The 15831-nt window shown below is 72.0% G+C and carries 15 protein-coding genes; 6 read left to right on the top strand and 9 right to left on the bottom strand.

The features are described 5' to 3' along the window. Nucleotides 1-15: 15 nt before the first annotated feature. The gene (locus tag IE290_RS19425; RefSeq protein WP_027933805.1) at nucleotides 16-588 is read right to left on the bottom strand and encodes a type 1 glutamine amidotransferase domain-containing protein; all 573 of its coding nucleotides are present in this window, start codon (nucleotides 586-588) and stop codon (nucleotides 16-18) included. Nucleotides 589-652: 64 nt separating this feature from the next. On the opposite strand from IE290_RS19425, the gene IE290_RS19430 reads away from it, so the two are divergent. Further along, a complete protein-coding gene (locus IE290_RS19430; RefSeq protein WP_191246041.1) occupies nucleotides 653-1474 on the top strand; it encodes an IclR family transcriptional regulator domain-containing protein in 822 nt (273 codons plus the stop codon). A gap of 288 nt (nucleotides 1475-1762) precedes the next feature. Here the strand turns inward: IE290_RS19430 and IE290_RS19435 are convergent, their stop codons facing one another. Then, nucleotides 1763-2728: a zinc-dependent alcohol dehydrogenase gene (locus IE290_RS19435; RefSeq protein ID WP_191246042.1), complete on the bottom strand. Its 966-nt coding sequence runs from the start codon at nucleotides 2726-2728 to the stop codon at nucleotides 1763-1765. 547 nt (nucleotides 2729-3275) lie between these two features. Here IE290_RS19435 and IE290_RS19440 point away from each other — a divergent pair. Further along, entirely contained in the window at nucleotides 3276-4214 is a 939-nt protein-coding gene (locus IE290_RS19440; protein WP_191246043.1) for an o-succinylbenzoate synthase, read from the top strand. Nucleotides 4215-4381: 167 nt separating this feature from the next. On the opposite strand, the gene IE290_RS19445 is transcribed toward IE290_RS19440, so the two are convergent. Beyond that, nucleotides 4382-6736, bottom strand: coding sequence for a xanthine dehydrogenase family protein molybdopterin-binding subunit (locus IE290_RS19445; RefSeq protein WP_191246044.1), 2355 nt, complete (start codon nucleotides 6734-6736; stop codon nucleotides 4382-4384). Between the two features lie 104 nt (nucleotides 6737-6840). Between IE290_RS19445 and IE290_RS19450 the strand changes: the two genes are divergently transcribed. Then, nucleotides 6841-7041: a PspC domain-containing protein gene (locus tag IE290_RS19450; RefSeq protein ID WP_191246045.1), complete on the top strand. Its 201-nt coding sequence runs from the start codon at nucleotides 6841-6843 to the stop codon at nucleotides 7039-7041. 55 nt (nucleotides 7042-7096) lie between these two features. Here the strand turns inward: IE290_RS19450 and groL are convergent, their stop codons facing one another. From groL to IE290_RS19470, 4 genes are all read right to left on the bottom strand, one after another. Then, the gene (gene groL / locus IE290_RS19455; RefSeq protein WP_094005750.1) at nucleotides 7097-8728 is read right to left on the bottom strand and encodes a chaperonin GroEL; all 1632 of its coding nucleotides are present in this window, start codon (nucleotides 8726-8728) and stop codon (nucleotides 7097-7099) included. A 210-nt stretch (nucleotides 8729-8938) separates the two neighbouring features. After that, entirely contained in the window at nucleotides 8939-10822 is a 1884-nt protein-coding gene (locus IE290_RS19460) for a serine/threonine protein kinase (RefSeq protein WP_229874604.1), read from the bottom strand. Nucleotides 10823-10845: 23 nt separating this feature from the next. Further along, nucleotides 10846-11052, bottom strand: a complete 207-nt coding sequence (locus IE290_RS19465) for a cold-shock protein (protein ID WP_094005748.1) — start codon at nucleotides 11050-11052, stop codon at nucleotides 10846-10848. Between the two features lie 94 nt (nucleotides 11053-11146). Next, nucleotides 11147-11734, bottom strand: coding sequence for an AIM24 family protein (locus IE290_RS19470; RefSeq protein WP_191246046.1), 588 nt, complete (start codon nucleotides 11732-11734; stop codon nucleotides 11147-11149). 70 nt (nucleotides 11735-11804) lie between these two features. On the opposite strand from IE290_RS19470, the gene moeA reads away from it, so the two are divergent. Further along, the gene (gene moeA / locus IE290_RS19475) at nucleotides 11805-13028 is read left to right on the top strand and encodes a molybdopterin molybdotransferase MoeA (RefSeq protein ID WP_191246047.1); all 1224 of its coding nucleotides are present in this window, start codon (nucleotides 11805-11807) and stop codon (nucleotides 13026-13028) included. Nucleotides 13029-13081: 53 nt separating this feature from the next. On the opposite strand, the gene IE290_RS19480 is transcribed toward moeA, so the two are convergent. Further along, complete coding sequence (locus IE290_RS19480) at nucleotides 13082-13291, bottom strand: hypothetical protein (RefSeq protein ID WP_094005745.1); 210 nt, start codon at nucleotides 13289-13291, stop codon at nucleotides 13082-13084. 215 nt (nucleotides 13292-13506) lie between these two features. On the opposite strand from IE290_RS19480, the gene IE290_RS19485 reads away from it, so the two are divergent. Both IE290_RS19485 and IE290_RS19490 read left to right on the top strand, forming a co-directional pair. Then, nucleotides 13507-14226, top strand: a complete 720-nt coding sequence (locus IE290_RS19485; protein WP_017985295.1) for a phosphatidylserine decarboxylase — start codon at nucleotides 13507-13509, stop codon at nucleotides 14224-14226. Between the two features lie 2 nt (nucleotides 14227-14228). Next, nucleotides 14229-15179: a CDP-alcohol phosphatidyltransferase family protein gene (locus IE290_RS19490; protein ID WP_191246048.1), complete on the top strand. Its 951-nt coding sequence runs from the start codon at nucleotides 14229-14231 to the stop codon at nucleotides 15177-15179. Here IE290_RS19490 and IE290_RS19495 read toward each other — a convergent pair. Then, a complete protein-coding gene (locus IE290_RS19495) occupies nucleotides 15176-15787 on the bottom strand; it encodes a TetR family transcriptional regulator (RefSeq protein WP_191246049.1) in 612 nt (203 codons plus the stop codon). The two genes, IE290_RS19490 and IE290_RS19495, sit on opposite strands and share 4 nt — an antisense overlap. Nucleotides 15788-15831: the final 44 nt, after the last annotated feature.

Consider the following 15831-nt stretch of genomic DNA (forward strand, 5'->3'; position numbering starts at 1 on the left):
CGTCCTGAAGACGGGTCAGGCGCTCTTCGCCTGGGCGCGGTGCTTGCCCTCCGCGAACTCCTCGACGAGCTTGCTGCAGAAGGCGGGCAGGTCGTCCGGCTTGCGGCTGGTGACGAAACCGGAGTCGGTCACGACCTCCTCGTCCACCCACTCGGCGCCGGCGTTGCGCAGGTCGGTCTGCAGGCTCGGCCAGGACGTCATCCGGCGTCCGCGCACCACGTCGGCCTCGATGAGGGTCCACGGCGCGTGGCAGATCGCCGCGACGGGCTTCTGCTGCGAGAAGAACCCGCGGACGAAGCGGACGGCGTCGGGGACGGTGCGGAGGAAGTCCGGGTTCGCCACGCCGCCCGGCAGGACCAGCGCGTCGAAGTCGTCCGGGGAGACGTCGGTGACAACCTTGTCGACCGGGAACGTGTCGGCCTTGTCGAGGTGGTTGAACGCCTGGATGCTGCCCGGCGAAGTGGACACCAGCTCCGGCTGGCCGCCCGCGTCCTGGACCGCCTTCCAGGGCTCGGTCAGCTCGACCTGCTCGGTGCCCTCGGGCGCGACGACGAAGGCCACTCGCTTACCGGAGAGTGTGTTCGCCACGATTGCACTCCTTCCGTTCAGGGGGTTCAGCGGTGAACTACCCGTGTCCCCGCGGGCGCGAAACATGCGGACGTACGATGAGGACGAGCCGATCGGGTGGCAGTCGGAGGATTCGATGACGAGCACGACGGCCGGCGAAGGCGCTGGACACGGCCCGCATTTCGTGCAGGCCGTCGGCCGGGCGTTCGCGATCCTGCGGTGTTTCGGCGCGGACCGCCCGGCGCTGACGGCGGGCGCGGCGGCCAAGCTGACAGGCCTGGACCGGGCCACCGCGCGGCGGTTGCTGCTCACGCTCGCGGACCTCGGGTATGTGCGCTACGACGGGCAGGCGTTCCGGCTCACGCCGCGGACCCTGGACCCGGGGTACGCGTACCTGTCCGGGCTCGCGCTGCCCGAGGTCGCGCACCCGCACCTGCACGACCTGGCGCACAAGCTGAACGAGACGGCGTCGCTGACCGTGCTCGATCGCGATGACGTGGTGTACCTCGCGGTGGTGCCCGGGCACCGGCACGCTCCGCCGACTCTCACCGTCGGTGCGCGCCGCCCCGCGTACACCACATCGAGCGGGCAGGTCCTCCTCGCCGCGCTTCCGGAGGAGGAGCTCACCCGTCGGTTCGACGCCCTTCCGGATGTCGCCGGCCTGCCGAAGGAGGTCGAGCAGGTCCGGGAACGGGGGTGGGCGATGGCGGAACACGACCTCGACGACGACCTGCGCGCGATCGCGGCGCCCGTGCGGCACCGGCGTGGGCGGGTGATCGCCGCCGTGAACGCTTCGGTGCACCCGGACCGGCTCGGCCACGGGCAGGTCGAGCGGGACTACGTGCCCGAGTTGCTGCGCGCGGCCTGGTCGATCGAGGCGGATCTGGCGAAGCTGCCGGAAGGGTGACCGGTCGCCGCACCTGGACGCCCGGTGGGACGGACCGGCCGCCGGCCGAAGCCGGAGATCGGTCGAGGTTGTCCGGCCGAAGCCAGGCGGCCGCCGCGACTGGTCGGGAGCTGGCTGGCCGCTATGGGCCGCTCACCAGGAGCTGACCGGCCGCCGGCGCTCGGGCCGAAGCAGGACATCGGTCGAGCCTGATCGGCCGCGAGGCTAGACGCCGGACGTGGCCGAAGATGACCGCCCGCTCGAAGCGGAGGCGTCAGTCGAAGCTGCTCGGTCGCCTGGAGCCGGGCGTCAGTCGAAGCTGATCCAGGACTTGCCGGCGACGGACTGGACCGATGCGAACGCCTGCGCCGCCTCTTCCAGCGGGAACCGCGCCTGCAGCACCTTGCCCGGCCGGACCTCGTCGCGGTTGAGCAGCTCCACCGTCGTTTCGAAGTCGACCGGGTGGTCGTAGATCAGGGAGCCCTTGAGGGTGTGCTGGCGGTACACCAGGTCGGCGGTGGTCAGCTCGAGCGGGCGCGAGTTGATGCCGACGAGCAGGGCGGTGCCGCCGCGGCGGAGGCGCTCCAGCCCGGCGCGCAGGGCCTGCGGGACGCCGGACGTCTCGAAGACGAGGTCGAACTCGCCGTCGGCGGTGGTCTCGGCACCGAACGAGTGGGCCAGCTCGGCCCGTCCCTCGTGTGGTTCCTGGACCGCGACCGTCGCGCCGAGCGCGCGCAGCGCGAGGCACAGCAGCAGGCCCTGCGAGCCCGCCCCGACGACGAGCACCCGCTGGCCGGGTTCGACGCCGGAGCGCCGGATCGCCGACCGCGCGACGGTCAGCGCCTCGGTGCAGACGAGGTCCTCCAGGGCGACCGTCTCCGCCGCCGGCCAGGCGAACTCGGCCGGGACCGCCACGTACTCGGCCAGCAGACCAGGATGGTTCATGCCGACGATGACCCGCTCGGTGCAGGCGGAGGTGAACCCGCTGGTGCACGCCGCGCACCGGCCGCAGCAGTAGTTGGGCTCGATCGCGACCTGCTGGCCGACCGCGCGGTCGGTGACGTCCGCCCCGACGGCCACGATCTCGCCGACGCCCTCGTGGCCCATCAGCCACGGCCGCTCGGGCACCTCCCGCGCACCGCGGTAGACGCCGAGGTCCGACCCGCACAGCCCGAGCCCCCGCATGCGCACGAGCACCTCGCGCGGCCCGATCTCGGGTTCCGGCAGGTCGACGAGCCGCATCACCTCGGGCTCGGCCAGCACTACGGCCTTCATTCGCTACCTCCACATGTCCGCAGCTCGCATGCTAGCCGCTAATTAACCATTTAGTCCATTAGCGGTGGTTGGTGGGCAGCCGGGCAGCTGACGACGAGTGGGCGCCGGGCAAGGTGGTCGAGGTCAGGAGCGTGGAGCGACCGGCGGGTGGCTCCCGGCGGCACAACTGGGAGCCGGGCATCCGCCGAAGGGCGAGGGACTTGGACGCGGGCCGAAGCCACAGCCACCGGCGGAAGTGTGGACGGCGGGCGGGCCGAAGGCGCAGCCCGGCAGGCACACCGAAGGCACAACCCCGGCGGCGGGCACACCGAAGGTACAGCCCGGAGTGCCGACCGGAGCTGCGGCCATGGGCAGCCGAGTGCCTGCTGGCGGCTCACCGCGTACTGCGATCAAGACAGAGCCCAAGACGAGAACCCTGGAACGGCCGCCCAGGCCCTGGGGTGCGCGGAGACCGGCGTCCACAGCGCAACCGCTGGGTACGCGCGGCCACCAAGGCCGGAAACCCCGTGCGGCCGGCCGGCCTCGCCGGGCGTGCGAGGATGCCTTCGTGGATGAACCCCTGGTCTACGCGATCCCCCTGCGGAACCGGTTTCGCGGGGTCACCGTGCGCGAAGGGGTTCTCCTGCGCGGCCCCGCCGGCTGGGGTGAGTTCTGCCCGTTCGCCGATTACGACGATCGCGAGTGTGCGCCCTGGTTGGCAGCTGCCCTCGAGGCCAGCCGGCAGGGGTGGCCGCCTCCCGTGCGGGATCGGATCGCCGTCAACACCACCGTGCCCGTCGTGGGGGCCGACGCGGCTCATGAGATGGTCGCGCGCTCGGGGTGCCGCACCGCGAAGGTGAAGGTCGCGGACCCACGGACGTCCATTGTGGAGGACTGTGAACGCGTCGCGGCGGTGCGGGACGCGCTCGGGCCTCGGGGAGCCATCCGCGTCGACGCCAACGCCGCCTGGGACGTCGACACGGCGGTCAAGGCCATTCGCGAGCTGGATCGCGCCGCGGGCGGCCTCGAGTACGTCGAGCAGCCGTGCCCTTCGATCGACGAGCTGGCGACCGTGCGCCGGAAGACCGATGTGCGGATCGCGGCCGACGAGTCGATCCGGCGGGCCGAGGATCCGCTCCGGGTGGCCGTCGCGAACGCCGCCGATGTCGCCGTGATCAAGGTGGCGCCCCTCGGCGGCGTCCGCCGGGCGCTCGAGGTCGCGGAGGCCGCCGGGCTGCCGTGCGTCGTCTCGTCGGCGGTGGAGACCAGCGTCGGGCTGGCGGCCGGGCTCGCGCTCGCCGGGGCGCTGCCGGAACTGGACTTCGCGTGCGGGCTGGGCACGATGTCCTTGCTCACCAAGGACACCACCAGCCAGTCACTGACCCCTGTGGACGGTTACCTGCCCGTCCCGCGGCAAGCCCCGGAACCGGACCTCGCGCGCGAAACCGCCGCGGATGAGGCCACCACGAAGGCATGGCTCAACCGGCTCAGGCGAGTCGCGGGCTGACTAGCCGAACCAGAGCCGCGTACGCCACCGCCTCGTCCGCGTCCGCCGACGCCCCCGAACCCGACCCCACGCGAAACCGCCGCGGACGAGGCCACCACCAAGGCCTGGCTCGACCCGGCCCAGGCGAGTCGCGGGGTGAGCCCGGTCCAGCACCGGGCCGGTGCCGCCTAAGCCACCGCCTCGTCCGCGTCCGCCGATGTACCCGAAGCCCGCACTGGCAACGTGCCGAACGCCGCGGGTGGCTCACGCCAGGGGTCCCCGCCTCCGGCGCGCACCGCGCGCCACACACGCTGCGGCGTCAGCGGCATGTCGATGTGCCGGACGCCCAGGTGGGCCAGCGCGTCGATCACCGCGTTCTGCACCGCGGGTGTCGAACCGACCGTGGCCGACTCGCCGATTCCCTTGGCGCCCAACGGGTTCCGGTCGGTCAGCGTCTCCGTGTTGCTGACCTCCAACGCCGGCACGTCGGCCGCCGACGGCAGGTGGTAGTCGGCGAACGTGGCGGTCACCGGGTTGCCGTCCTCGTCGTAGGACACCTGCTCCCACAGCGCCTGCGCGATCCCCTGCACCGCGCCGCCGTGCTGCTGCCCGCGCACGATCATCGGGTTCAGCACGCGCCCGCAGTCGTCGACCGCGATGTGCCGCAACGGTTTCACGAAGCCCGTCTCGACGTCCACCTCGACCACCGAGACGTGCGCCCCGAACGGGAACGTCGCCCCGTCCGGCTTGAAGTCCGTCGTCTCCAGCAGCGGACGCCCCTCCGCTACGGCCGCCTCGGCCAGCTCCGCCCAGCCGATCGTCGCCTGTGGGACGCCGGCCACGCCGAGCCTGCCGTCGGTCAGCACGATGTCGTCCACGGCCGCCTCCAGCCGCGACGCGGCCAGCTCCCGGGCCCGCGACAGCACCAGATCCGCCGCCTGCCGCACCGCGCTACCGCCGACCTGCAGCGACCGCGAACCACCCGTTCCACCGCCCCGCGGCACCGCGGCCGTGTCCGACTGCATGAACTCGACCGACTCCAGCGGGATCCCCAGCGCGTCGGCCACCAGCATCGAAAACGACGTCGCGTGGCCCTGACCGTGCCCGGACGTGCCGACCTTGATCGCCGCCGTCCCGTCCGCCCGGATCTCCACCGACGCGAACTCGCCGCTGCCACCACCGGTGATCTCGACGTACGCGCTCACGCCGATCCCCAGCAGCCGCGACTCGCCCGCCGAGATGCGCCGCTTCTGCTCGGCCCGCAGCTCGTCGTAACCGGCGATCTCCAGCGCCGTGCGCAACGGCAGGTCGTAGTCGCCGCTGTCGTAGCTGGCGCCGCTGAACGTCGTGTACGGGAACTCGTCCGGGCGCAGGAAGTTGCGCCGCCGGATCTCCGCCGGGTCCATGCCCAGCTCGGCCGCGGCCAGGTCCATCAGCCGCTCCAGCATCGCGGTCGCCTCCGGACGGCCGGCACCGCGGAAGGCGCCCACCGGCGCGGTGTTCGTCAGCGCCGCGATCGCCGCGTAGCTGATCTTCGGGATCCGGTAGACGCCCTGCGCCATCGTCCGCGTCGGACCGAGCGCGAGCCCGCCGCCGAATCCGGCGTACGCCCCCGCGTCCCCGACGACCCGGCACCGCAGGCCGACGATCGTGCCGTCGCGGCGCAGCCCCAGCTCGCCGTACTGCACCTGCGCCCGGCCCTGCGGCGAGGCCTGCAGGTTCTCCGAGCGGGTCTCCGTCCACTTCGCCGGCCGACCGAACCGCCGCGCCGCCTCGATCACCACCGCGTGCTCGGCCGTGACCCCGACCTTGCCGCCGAACGCGCCCCCGACGTGCGGCGCCACCACGCGGACCCGGTCGCCCTCGAGCCCGAACAGCTTGGCCGCCGCGGCCCGGAAGCAGTGGGGCATCTGCGTCGACACGTAGACCGTCAGGTCGAACTCGTCGTCGGCGGGCAGCGCGACGATCGCGTTGCCCTCCATCGGCGCCACCGCCAGGCGCTGGTTCTCGATCCGCGCCCGCACCACGACGTCCGCGCCCTCGAGAACCTCCTCGCCCGTGGAGTCGCGTTCGCCGGCCGCGATGTTCGAGCCGAGCTCCGGGAACTGCAGCGGCGCGCCGTCCTCCAGCGCCTGCTCCGGATCCACCGCGGCGGGCAGCGGTTCGTAGTCCACTTCGACCAGTTCGAGCGCGTCCACCGCGGCCGTCGCGCTTTCCGCGATCACCGCGGCCACCGGTTCACCGGCGAAACGCACCCGGTCGGAGGCCAGCGCGTACCGCTTCGCCAACGGGTTGAGATCCAGGAACACCGGCAGCTCGGCCAGGTCCAGGTCCGACGCGGTGAGCACCGCGATCACCCCGGGCGCCGCGGCCGCCTCGGCCGTGTCGATGCCGTTGACCAGTGCGTGCGCGAACGGCGACCGGACAAACGCGACATGACAGACGCCGTCGAACTTCAGGTTGTCGACGAAGGTTCCACGACCACGCACCAGATCCGGGTCCTCGATCCGCCGGACCTCGGTGCCGAGCAACGATCCCGCCATGTGATCGACCTTATCCGTCCCGGGGCACCCTGGCCCAGGTTTTCCGGGTGCGCTCCGGGTTCGTCCCCGATGTGCCGACGCGCGCCGCGGCCGACGATGGACGCATGACGAACACAGTGACCACCAAGAAGCTCCGCCGCAGCTCCACCGACAAGATGATCGCCGGCGTGGCCGGCGGCTGGGCCGCGCTGCTCGGCGTCGACGCGGCGGTCATCCGCATCGTCCTCGTCGCCGCGACCCTGCTCGGGTTCGGCGCGCCGATCCTGCTCTACGCCATCTGCTGGTTCCTGATGCCTGAGGAGTAGACAGCAAAAAGCCCGGATGCGCAGAGCGCACCCGGGCTTTCGCCGGACTAGTGGATCAGAAGTCCATACCGCCCATGCCACCGGTCGGGTCACCGGCCGGAGCGGCGCCAGCCTTCTCCGGCTTGTCGGCGACGACGGCCTCGGTGGTCAGGAACAGGCCCGCGATCGAAGCCGCGTTCTGCAGCGCCGAACGGGTCACCTTGGCGGGGTCGATGACGCCGGCCTTGACCAGGTCCTCGTAGTCGCCGGTCGCCGCGTTCAGGCCGTGGCCCTCCGGCAGACCCTTGACCTTCTCCGCCACGACGCCGCCCTCGAGACCGCTGTTGACCGCGATCTGCTTGAGCGGAGCCTCGACGGCGACCTTGACGATGTTCGCGCCGGTCGCCTCGTCACCCGAGAGGCGCAGGCCCTCGAAGGCAGCCTTGGACGCCTGCAGCAGGGCCACGCCACCACCGGCGACGATGCCCTCCTCGACGGCGGCCTTCGCGTTGCGAACGGCGTCCTCGATGCGGTGCTTCCGCTCCTTGAGCTCGACCTCGGTGGCGGCACCGGCCTTGATGACGGCCACGCCGCCGGCCAGCTTGGCCAGCCGCTCCTGCAGCTTCTCGCGGTCGTAGTCGGAGTCCGACTTCTCGATCTCGGCGCGGATCTGGTTCACGCGGCCCTGGATCTGGTCCGCGTCGCCGGCACCCTCGACGATGGTCGTCTCGTCCTTGGTGATGACGGCCTTGCGGGCCTTGCCCAGCAGGTTCAGGTCCGCGTTCTCCAGCTTGAGGCCCACGTCCTCGGAGATGACCTGGCCACCGGTCAGGATCGCGATGTCCTGCAGGATGGCCTTGCGGCGGTCACCGAAGCCCGGAGCCTTGACGGCGACGGACTTGAAGGTGCCGCGGATCTTGTTGACGACCAGGGTGGCCAGGGCCTCGCCCTCGACGTCCTCGGCGATGATCAGCAGCGGCTTGCCCGACTGCATGACCTTCTCCAGGACCGGCAGCAGGTCCTTGACGTTCGAGATCTTCGAGCCGAACAGGAGGATGTAGGGGTCCTCCAGGACGGCTTCCTGGCGCTCGGCGTCGGTGACGAAGTAGCCCGAGATGTAGCCCTTGTCGAAGCGCATACCCTCGGTGAGCTCGAGCTCGAGGCCGAAGGTGTTCGACTCCTCGACGGTGACGACGCCTTCCTTGCCGACCTTGTCCAGCGCCTCGGCGATCAGCTCACCGATGGTGCGGTCCGCGGCCGAGATCGAGGCGGTGGCAGCGATCTGCTCCTTGGTCTCGACCTCCTTGGCGGCCTTGTGCAGCTGCTCGACGACGGCCTCGACCGCCTGCTCGATGCCACGCTTGAGGGCGATCGGGTCGGCACCGGCGGCCACGTTGCGCAGACCTTCGCGCACGAGCGCCTGGGCCAGCACGGTGGCGGTGGTGGTGCCGTCACCGGCTACGTCGTCGGTCTTCTTGGCGACTTCCTTGACGAGCTCGGCCCCGATCTTCTCCCACGGGTCCTCGAGCTCGATCTCCTTCGCGATGGAGACACCGTCGTTGGTGATCGTCGGCGCGCCCCACTTCTTTTCGAGCACGACGTTGCGGCCACGGGGGCCAAGCGTCACCTTGACGGCGTCGGCGAGGGTGTTCAGACCCCGCTCAAGCCCGCGGCGGGCGTCCTCGTCGAACGCGATCAGTTTGGCCATTGGGGTGTTGTCCTCCGGTAGTGGTCGCTGCCATGACCTGCTTTCGGACTGGCAGCAGGACACTTAGCTCGGCCAGGCTCGGTGCCCGCGACGGACGACCTGCTCGGTGTTCCGAGCCGGCCTCACCGTCCCGACCATGTTTGGCACTCGACGCTGCCGAGTGCCAACGCCTGTTTAGCACTCTCCGGGGGCGAGTGCAAGAACCGCACGTCAGGGGCTCGGTTTGATGGAGATCGTCGCGGGCGGCGGGGCGTTGCCGGTGGACTGGCCGGTCGCGCCGCCGGTGGGGCCGACGGGGATGTTGGGCGCGGTGGTCGTCGCGGGCGCGGAACCGCCGTCGCGATTCACCAGAACGAGCGTCACGACGACCGCCGCCACGACGACGAGCCCGGCCAGTGCCGCCCACAGCCACTTCAGGCCGCTCTTCTTCGGCGGCTGCTGGGGGTAGCCGTAGGGCTGCTGCTGGGGTGGCCAGCCGGGGTTCCAGGGCTGGCCGTGCGGGGGTGTGTTCGGGGAGAACTGGGGCATGCCGGGGTGGCCGTACGGGGACGGGCCGGGCTGGTGGCCCGGGTAGGGGCCCGGCTGACCGGCGTGCCCGGGCGTGCCGGGCTGGCCCGGGCCTTGCGGGCCGGGGTGACCGTGAGTGGGGCCCTGCGAGCCGGAATGGCTGGGCTGCCCGGGCTGACCCCCGGGGCCGGGGTGGCCGAAGTTGCCGGGGTTGCCCGCCTGATCGCCGTGGCCCGACTGGCCGTGGCCCTGCGGGCCCGAGTAGCTGGGCTGACCCGGCTGATCGCCGGGGCCGGGCTGGCCGTGGCCCTGCGGGCCGGAGTGGGCGGCGCCCTGGGCGCCGGGCTGACCACCCGGTCCGGCTTGCCCCGGCTGGCCGGGGCCAGCGCTCGGGTGGCCGAAGTTGCCGGGCTGCCCCGGCTGATCGCCGTAGCCCTGCGGGCCGGGCCCGTGCGGGCCCGAGTAGCCGGGCTGACCCGGCTGATCCCCGGGGCCGGACTGGCCGTGGCCCTGCGGACCGGACTGGGCGGCGCCAGCGCCCGGGTGACCGAAGTTGCCGGGCTGGCCAGACTGGCCGGCGCCGGCACCTGGCTGGCCGGCGCCAGCGGCCGCCTGCCAGCCGTGCCCGGGCTCGCCCTGCGGGGCGGCGCCCGGGCCGGGGTGGCCGCCCGGCTGTCCCGGTGCGGATGGCATCCCGGCCTCCCGTGTCGTCTGGGGTGGGCCCGGTGGCGTGGTCGAACCGGCGGCCGGGCCGAGTGCCTTGCGCGCCGCGGTGATCAACTCCACGCAGTTGTCGTAGCGGTCGGCCGGGTTCTTCGCCATGCCCTTGCGCACGACCTCGTCGACGGCGGCGGGCAGCCCGACCACGCCCGACACCGCGGGCGGCTCCACGGCCAGGTGTCCCTTGATGACCGTCGGCACGTCGCCGCTGAACGGGGGGTGCCCGGTGAGGCACGCGTACAGCACGCAGGCCAGCGCGTACTGGTCGGTGCGCCCGTCCAGCGGCTCCCCGCGCAGGTGCTCCGGCGCGGCGTACGTCGGCGACCCCAGGAAGTCGCCGCCGCGGGTGCGGTGTCCGGTCGCGCCGCGCCGGGTCAGCCCGAAGTCGGCGACGTAGACGTGCTCGCGCGCCGACTCCCGGCTGGTGACCAGCACGTTGGCCGGTTTGACGTCGAGGTGGACCAGGCCGCGCTCGTGCAGGCAGTCCAACGCGTCGGCGACCTGGTCGAGCAGCCTCAGCGTGCGGTCGGGCGAGATCGGCCCGTCCGCGATCAGGCTCGCCAGATCCGCCCCGTCGACCAGGCGCATGGCGATGTAGAGCATCCCGTCGAGCTCACCGAAGTCGTACAACGGCACGACGTTCGCGTGATCCACGGCGGAGGTGTTGCGCGCCTCGTCCACGAACCGTTCGCGGAACTCGGCGTCGGCACCCAGGTGCTCGCCGATCACCTTCAAGGCCACCTTGCGACCAAGCCGCACGTCGGTGGCCTTGTACATGACGCTCATGCCACCCTTGCCGAGCACTCCGTCTATGCGGTAGTTGCCCAGCCGGCGACCGGTGAGGTCCCCCGACACATCGCCTGTCACACGGGGCAGCCTAGCCGGAGCTCTTAGGACACCTTGCGGACGTCCGCCGCCTGTGTCCGGCCGTCCCGGCCCGACTCGATCTGGAACTCGACCTGATCGCCCTCGTCCAGAGTGCGGAATCCATCCGACTGGATGGCCGAGTAATGCACGAACACATCGGGCCCCTCGGGGGACGCGATGAAGCCGTAGCCTTTTTCGGAATTGAACCACTTGACCGTGCCAACAGCCACGGTTTCCTCCTTGCGAAAACCACCGGGAGCCGTGCCCGCCCGGCTCCCGAAGTGGAAGTCACGGTACCGGAGAAACGCGAAGGATCAATAAGATTCAGCGAGATTTACGCGCTTGCACCAAAAGCGTTCCCGGTCCGGCGAAGTCGAGCATGAGCCCTTCGCCCGTCCGGATGGACTGCTGCCCCGACGGGTCCAGCGCGCGCAGACGGACCTGGACGCTGTCCGGATAGGCCAGCAGGTGCCCCGGCCGCACCGAGATCAGCTCGCCCGCCGCGAGCTGGAACTGGTCCACCGGGCCGGCGCAGGCGAGCACCAGCGGGCCGGTTCCGCTGTAGTGCTCCAGGAACCCGTGCTCGGCGCCGAACATCGCCTGCAGCCCCGGCCACGAGTCGGCCCGCACCGACGCCGGGCGGGCGAGCACGGCATGCCGCGCGACGCACCAGCCGGTGCGGCCGTCGAACTCCAGCGGGTACACGTCACCCGCACCGGATGGCGCGAGGTCCACCCAGCCACCCTCGGCAGGCGCGGTGAACACCGACGGCGACTTCCGCCCGTTCGACGCTTCGGTGAGGCCGAAGCTGCTCGCGAACATCGACTCGCCCGGGGCCTGCACGGCCTCCCCGGGACCCAGGATCACTCGGGCGACGCCGAACGCGGGCGTGTGCCGGGTGCGGACCTGCATGCCTCCCCCTTGCGGATCAACGAGCGGGGGAAGTGTTGCACGGCCACCTCCGCGAGGCAGGATGGTCCGCGTGATTTCCGTCGACACCTACCGCGCGGCCGTCGTCGAGCTGCTCGGCACCGCCCCGGCGAAGGCGCTCCCGCTGGCCGACTGCGCCGGGCTCGTGCTGGCCGAGGACGTGCCCGCGGGCGTCTCGCTGCCGCCGTTCGACAACTCCGCGATGGACGGCTACGCGGTGCGCGCGGTCGACGTCGCCTCGGCCACCGCCACCACGCCGGTCGAGCTGCCGGTCGCCGAGGACATCCCGGCCGGGCGCACCGACGTGCCGCCGCTGCTGCCGGGCACCGCGCACCGGATCATGACCGGCGCGCCGATGCCGCCGGGCGCGGACGCCGTGGTGAAGGTCGAGGACACCGACGGCGGCACCGAGAAGGTGTCGATCCGCGAACCGGCCTCGGTCGGCACGCACCTGCGGCGCACCGGCGAGGACGTCGCCGCGGGCACGATCGCGCTGCACGCCGGCACCGTGCTCGGGCCGGCGCAGCTCGGGCTGGCCGCCGCGGTCGGGCTGGACCGGCTGACCGTGCACGCGCCGCTGCGGGTGCTGGTGGTGTCCACCGGGTCGGAGCTGGTGACCCCGCCCCAGGAGCTGCGGCACGGGCAGATCTACGAGTCGAACAGCATCATGCTGGCCGCCGGGATCCGCGCGCTGGGTTGCGAGGTCGAGGTGGTGCGCAGCGTGGTGGACGACGTCGCCGAGTTCCGCGCGATCATCGAGCCGCGCCTGGCCGGCACCGACCTGGTGGTGACCTCCGGCGGGGTCAGCGCGGGCGCCTACGAGGTGGTGAAGGACTCGCTGACCGGTGCCGGCGTCGAGTTCGTCAAGGTGGCGATGCAGCCGGGCGGGCCGCAGGGCAACGGCCGCTGGCACGGCGTGCCGGTGGTGACCCTGCCCGGCAACCCGGTGAGCGTGCTGGTGTCGTTCGAGGTGTTCCTGCGCCCGGCGATCCTGACCGCGCTCGGCCACCGCGACGTCGACCGCCAGCGGGTGCGGGCGCGGCTGACCGAGGCGCTGCGTTCGCCGGCGGGGCGGCGCCAGTTCCGCCGCGGGTTCTACTCGCACCACGACGGCGAGGTGACCGGCGAGGTCGGTCCGCGCGGCGGCCCCGGGTCACACCTGCTGGCCGCGTTCGCGCAGGCCAACTGCCTGATCGAGCTGCCGGAGGACGTGGTGGACGCGCCCGAGGGCAGTGAGGTGGACGTCCTGCTCCTGCCAACGCGTGACTTCTTGTAACAGTTGACCTACGACTGGTTACTTTTTCGCTTGCCGAAGCTAAGATTCAGCCCCTACGGCACCAGCCCGTCGTGCCGGGCCGCTGGGCCGTCGGGGGGTTCAGCGGCCCGGCGCGACGCATCGAGGGCTCGCGCGCAGCGCACCAGGGCCACCGCGGTTTCGGTAGACACCAGCCGGGGTATCGGAACACTGTTCACGTCGTCGCGCCAGGCCTGGAAGAGCTCGGAAAGGCGCTCTTCGCGGATGCGCTCCGGGGCCGACATGACGGTTCCTCTCTGCTGTTACTACGGTCTGCATCGGGCGTCGCCACGAGGCGTTAGCAACGCCTGACCCCTGCGGGGGGCCCGTTCGGCGGGATGCGGAACGGGCCGCGCAGACCTGGCGGTAGCGTGGATACCCGGATCGGCGAACCACCACGCCTGGCCAGGCGTCACGGACCGGTCACACCTTGGACACGAATCACCGGGACACCGCTTCGATGAGCAGCACTGCGCCGGACAAGGCGAGCAATCCGATCACCCATGCCCTGAACCTCGCGCGCGAGACACTGCCGCCGATGCACCCCGCGGGGCGGCCGTTCGTCGCCGGCGGGGTGGCGGCCACGCTGCTGCTGCGCCGGGCCTGGAAGCCGCTGGGCGCCGTCGGCGCACTGGCGACACTGGCGACCGCGGCGTTCTTCCGCGAGCCGAAGCGCGTGCCACCCGAGCGGGACGACCTCGTCCTCGCCGCGGCCGACGGCATCGTCTCGCTGATCGAGGAGGCCACCCCGCCCGCGGAGCTGGGCCTGCCCGCCGAACCGCGGATGCGCGTCAGCGTGTTCCTGTCGGTCTTCGACGTGCACGTGCAGCGCGTGCCGGCCACCGGGGTGGTCGAGCGCGTCGCCTACCGGCCGGGCAAGTTCCTGTCCGCGGACCTGGACAAGGCCAGCGACGACAACGAGCGCAACTCGGTGCTGCTGCGCACCGAGGCCGGGCACGAGCTGGTGGTCGTGCAGATCGCCGGGCTGGTCGCGCGCCGGATCCTGTGCCAGGTCGCCGACGGGGAGAAGGTCCGGGCCGGCGACACGTACGGGCTGATCCGGTTCGGCTCGCGGGTGGACATCTACCTGCCGCCGGGCAGCGAGGTGCTGGTCCGCAAGGGCCAGCGGACGATCGGCGGCGAGACGCCCCTGGCTTCGCTGCCGGAGCGAGGAGCCTGATCATGGTCCGGGTGATGACCCCGTCGGTGCGGCTGCTGCCGAACGCGATCACGGTCCTGGCGCTGTGCGCGGGCCTGTCCGCCGCGCAGTTCGCGCTCAACCGGCAGTTCGTGCTGGCGATCGGCGCGATCGGCGTCGCGGCCGTCCTGGACAGCCTGGACGGCCGGATCGCGCGCCTGCTCGACGCGACGTCGAAGATGGGCGCCGAGCTGGACTCGCTGTCCGACGCGATCTCCTTCGGTGTCTCCCCGGCGCTGGTGCTCTACATCTGGTTCGGCGACACGTCCGGCATCGGCTGGATCGTGTCGCTGACCTTCGCCGTGTGCATCGTGCTGCGGCTGGCCCGGTTCAACACGCTGCTGGACGTGGAGAAGCCGCCGTACGCGAAGGAGTTCTTCGTCGGTGTGCCCGCACCCGCGGGTGGCCTGTGCGCGCTGATGCCGGTGATCCTGACGCTGGAGTTCGGCGACGGCTGGTGGTCGTCGGCGCCGGTGGTCTACGTGTGGACGGTGGCGATCGCGCTGCTGCTGATCAGCCGGCTGCCGACGCTGTCGCTGAAGTCGGTCAAGGTCCCGGCGAAGGCGGCCGCGCCGCTGCTGGTCGGGGTCGGCCTCGCGGCGGCGGCGATCATCCAGTACCCGCTGATCGCGCTGGCCGTCGCGCTGCTGCTGTACCTGGCGCACATCCCGTACGCGGTGCGGCGCTACCAGTGGCTGGCCAACCACCCCGAGGCGTGGGGCGTGCCGCTGCGCGAACGCCGGGCGATCCGGCGCAGCACGAGCCGCCTGCGCCTGCGGCGGCCGCGGATCCGGGTGGCCGGCAACCAGCGGCTGGCCGTGCGCCGGACGCAGGACCACGTGGTGCGCGGGGTGCGCACGTACCCGGCGGAGAGCCAGGACCGCTCGCGCCGTCGCAGCTGGCGCCGCATCGGCCTGCGCCAGCGCAACCGTTAACGCAGGCCCCTGATGAACAGGTCGAGCTGGTAGCGGAAGTCCTGCAGGCAGTCGATCCCGACCAGGGCGGGCATCGCCCGGTGCAGGTTCGGGTGCCGCTGCGGTGTGACGGTCCGGCGGAACCACTCGACGGCGGGCTCCTCCCGTTCCGCGGCCAGCCCGCCCGCGCCGACGAGCACCGCGCCGAACACCATCCCGATCAGCGACCGGTAGCCGCGCGCCGCGTGGTATTCGTCGAGCCCGGCGTCCAGCAGCGCGCCGAGGATGGCGTCCATCAGCCGGACCGTGCCCTCGGACAGCGGGTTGGCCTGCTCGGCGGTCAGCGCGCGCACGACGGCCGGATGCCGGTTGAGCGTCTCGAACGCGCTCAGCCCGAGCGCCCGCAGCCGCTCGTCCCAGGGCAGCTCCGGATCCGGTAACTCGACCTGCTCGAACACCCGCGCCGCGACGCCGTCCAGCAGGTCCTGCTTGTTCGCGACGTGGTTGTAGAGCGACATCGCCTCCACACCCAGCTCGGCCGCGAGCTTGCGCATGGACAGGCCGCTCAGGCCGTTCTCCCCGACCAGCCGCAGCGCGGCGTCGAGCACCTTCTCCCGCGTCAGCGCCATGCCTTACAGTGTAAGTACTTACAGCGTAAGTCTCGGAGAGGACC

Origin of the sequence: Amycolatopsis deserti, from assembly GCF_014653945.1 — a bacterium.
Lineage (GTDB): Bacteria > Actinomycetota > Actinomycetes > Mycobacteriales > Pseudonocardiaceae > Amycolatopsis_E > Amycolatopsis_E deserti.

Excerpts from the sequence above, each read along its gene's own strand:
- IE290_RS19430 (WP_191246041.1), top strand. The coding sequence starts at position 653 with ATGCGGACGTACGATGAGGACGAGCCGATCGGGTGGCAGTCGGAGGAT.
- IE290_RS19435 (WP_191246042.1), bottom strand. The coding sequence starts at position 2,728 with ATGAAGGCCGTAGTGCTGGCCGAGCCCGAGGTGATGCGGCTCGTCGAC.
- IE290_RS19445 (WP_191246044.1), bottom strand. The coding sequence starts at position 6,736 with ATGGCGGGATCGTTGCTCGGCACCGAGGTCCGGCGGATCGAGGACCCG.
- IE290_RS19450 (WP_191246045.1), top strand. The coding sequence starts at position 6,841 with ATGACGAACACAGTGACCACCAAGAAGCTCCGCCGCAGCTCCACCGAC.
- groL (WP_094005750.1), bottom strand. The coding sequence starts at position 8,728 with ATGGCCAAACTGATCGCGTTCGACGAGGACGCCCGCCGCGGGCTTGAG.
- IE290_RS19470 (WP_191246046.1), bottom strand. The coding sequence starts at position 11,734 with ATGCAGGTCCGCACCCGGCACACGCCCGCGTTCGGCGTCGCCCGAGTG.
- IE290_RS19480 (WP_094005745.1), bottom strand. The coding sequence starts at position 13,291 with ATGTCGGCCCCGGAGCGCATCCGCGAAGAGCGCCTTTCCGAGCTCTTC.
- IE290_RS19485 (WP_017985295.1), top strand. The coding sequence starts at position 13,507 with ATGAGCAGCACTGCGCCGGACAAGGCGAGCAATCCGATCACCCATGCC.
- IE290_RS19490 (WP_191246048.1), top strand. The coding sequence starts at position 14,229 with ATGGTCCGGGTGATGACCCCGTCGGTGCGGCTGCTGCCGAACGCGATC.
- IE290_RS19495 (WP_191246049.1), bottom strand. The coding sequence starts at position 15,787 with ATGGCGCTGACGCGGGAGAAGGTGCTCGACGCCGCGCTGCGGCTGGTC.